This is a genomic window from Micropruina sp., assembly GCF_027492755.1.
Classification (GTDB): domain Bacteria; phylum Actinomycetota; class Actinomycetes; order Propionibacteriales; family Propionibacteriaceae; genus Micropruina.
Genome location: NZ_JAPUED010000065.1, coordinates 1 through 2,618, shown reverse-complemented (window position 1 = coordinate 2,618; position 2,618 = coordinate 1). Strand labels below are relative to the sequence as shown.

The 2,618-nt window shown below is 71.5% G+C and carries 2 protein-coding genes and 1 pseudogene; 1 reads left to right on the top strand and 2 read right to left on the bottom strand.

The features are described from left to right. Window positions 1–62 precede the first annotated feature (62 nt). Together Q0066_RS04285 and Q0066_RS04280 are read right to left on the bottom strand one after the other, a co-directional pair. Window positions 63–692 (bottom strand): response regulator transcription factor, encoded by a 630-nt coding sequence (locus Q0066_RS04285; RefSeq protein ID WP_298130374.1) that lies wholly within the window; start codon window positions 690–692, stop codon window positions 63–65. Beyond that, a complete protein-coding gene (locus tag Q0066_RS04280) occupies window positions 689–1,834 on the bottom strand; it encodes a histidine kinase (protein WP_298130372.1) in 1,146 nt (381 codons plus the stop codon). The genes Q0066_RS04285 and Q0066_RS04280 overlap by 4 nt, the downstream gene beginning before the upstream one ends. 189 nt (window positions 1,835–2,023) lie before the next feature. On the opposite strand from Q0066_RS04280, the pseudogene Q0066_RS04275 reads away from it, so the two are divergent. Beyond that, window positions 2,024–2,618: pseudogene (locus tag Q0066_RS04275) on the top strand (hypothetical protein); the annotation flags it as partial.

The following is a 2,618-nucleotide window of genomic DNA, read 5'->3' as shown; positions in this document are numbered from 1 at the left end:
ACCCCGCCGTCGCCGAGGCCTTCGGACGCGACCACACCCCGCTCGCCGAGGTGCTCGGCTGACTAGCGGGTGAGTCGGGAGAGCAGCAGCGCGAGTCGGGTGCGGTCGCGTTGGTCGAGCTTGCGCAGCAGGGTCGAGACGTGGTTCTTCACCGTCCCCTCGGCCAGGAAGAGGTCGGCGGCGATCTCGGCGTTGGTGGCGCCAGTGGCGACCAGCTGGGCGACCTGGAGTTCGGTGGGGGTCAGGCTGTCGAGCGGGCCGGACGCGGGTTCGGACGGGACCAGCGCCGTCCGGGCCACCCGGGGATCGATCACCATGCCGCCGGACACCGCCTGCCGGATGGCCTCGGTGAGGCTTTCGACGGAGCAGTCCTTGAGCAGGAAGCCCGCCGCCCCGCCCTGCACCGCGGCGCGCACCAGGTCGGGCTCGTCGAAGGTGGTCAGCAGCACCACCGGCAGCCCCGGATGCCGCTCCCGGCAGGCCGCCAGCAGGCCGAGGCCGTCCAGCCTGGGCATCTGGGCGTCGGTCAGCACCACGTCCACCTCGGTGGTGGCGAGCAGCGCGAGCGCCTCGCGTCCGTCCCCGGCCTGGCCCACCACGGTCACGTCGTCCACGGTGTCGAGCAGCATGGTCAGGCCGCGGCGCAGCAGCTGCTGGTCGTCCACCACGATCACCCGCACCGGGCCGGTCACGCGGTCACCGCCGGGAGTTCCGCGATCACGTCCAGGCCGCCCAGGGCACCCGGACGGCTGAGCCGCAGGGTGCCGCCGAGTTCCTCGGCCCGCTCGATGAGGCCGCGTAACCCGTAGCCGGGCTGGATCTCACCGCCGCCGGTGCCGTTGTCGCCGACCGTCAGTCGCAGCCCGTCCGCGTCCCGCTCGATCCGGAAGACCACGCGGGTGGCGCGGGCGTGCCGCAGCGCGTTGGTCAAGCCCTCCTGGATGAGCCGGTAGGCGAAGAGCGCGTGTGGACGTTCCAGCCGCTCGTCCGCGGCGATCTCGACCTGGACGTCGAGGCCGGTGCCGCGGAAGACCTCCGCCACCGATTCGAAGGCGCTCGGCTCGGTGAGCTGGTCAAGCCGGGCCGGATGCAGCGCCCGCACCCACAGCCGCATGTCGGCCAAGGCCTGCTTGACGACCACGGACGCGTTGGCCACCTCGGCCCAGGCCGGCTCGGGGTCGCGGGCACGCGTCCGGTGGGCGTAGTCGAGGGACATCGAGACCAGGGTGAGCTGCTGGCCCAGACCGTCGTGCAGTTCGGCGGCCGCCCGGGCCCGTTCCTGGGCCAGGACGAGGTCGCGGGAGGCGTCCATCGCCTCGGTGAGCCGCTCGTTGACCACCAGCAACTCGGCGTGCTGCTGGTCGAAGGCACGCAGCACCGCGGCGAAGATGAGGATCACCACGAACAAGGCGCCGTTCATCAGGGTCTGGCCGATCACGGCTTCAAGATTCCCACCGGTGTCGGCGTGCAGCAGCGCCACCAGGATCGCGATCATGGTGACCGCGACGGCGACCCCCAGCCACATCCCCCAGTCGACCACCAGCACGATCAGCGCGGTGAAGAGCAGCGGCAGCCCGAGGGTGTCCACGAAGGCCAGCGCGCCGACCCCGCACAGCGCCAGCACCAGGGACGCCGCCCGCGGGTAGCGGTCCGACATCCGCAACCACCAGGCGACGCCTGCGATCACGACGACCAGCACGCCGGCGAGCGCGAGTGCCGGCTCCCCCTGCATGAACCAGGCTGCCGCCCCGCCCAGCGCAGCGACGACGCCCAGCCCGAACAGCAGATGCAGCAACCGGCGCACACGCGAGATCGCCGCCACGGGGTGGGCCATGGCCCCACCCTAACAACGCTGGCCGGAATTGGGGACGGTTCCAATTCCGTCCACCCGAGATCGACGTTTCCGCTTGTCACAGCTTTGGACGGAAATGGAACCGTCCCCAACTCCGTCCATGACCAGGGTCACTGACAGTCGTGACCGGGGTGGGTTCCCGGCGTCCCCGTCGCTTCGTAGCGTCTACCCATGACGAATACAGCGATTGCCCCCGGCGCTGCTCCGACCGAGTTCGGCCCCGGCCCCGTCCAGACCCCGCCTGCCGGCCACCTCGGGGTGGCGCTACGGCTGTTGATCGCCTTCGCGGCCGGAATGGCGGCCTACGGGCCGGCGCTGCTGCTGGCGGCGCTGCCCGGCATGGACGCCCGTCCGGACGCGCTGGCCGGCAACTGGTGGCTGGCCCTGCTGAAACAGGCCGGGCCACTGCTCACCATCCCGCTGCTGGCGGTCGCCTTGATCGCAGCCGCCACCCGCTGGCTGGATCGCCGGCCGTTCGCGGTCACCGGCATCAGGTTCGACCGGCGCTGGCTGCCGTCGCTGCTGCTCGGCACCGGGGTGAGTCTGGCGATCGTGGTTCCGGCCGGCGTGCTGCTGGGCCGGCTCGGCGTGGTCGAGGTCTACCCCATCAACTCCAATGAACCGGTGTGGGTGGCCGTGGTCTACGTCCTGGTGCTCGGGTACGTGATGCAGGGCATCACCGAGGAGTTCGTCTGGCGCGGCTGGCTCTCCCAGTCGATCGGCGGCGGACGGCACCGGCAGGCCGTGATCACCTCGATCGGCTTCG

Excerpts from the sequence above, each read along its gene's own strand:
- Q0066_RS04280 (WP_298130372.1), bottom strand. The coding sequence starts at position 1,834 with ATGGCCCACCCCGTGGCGGCGATCTCGCGTGTGCGCCGGTTGCTGCAT.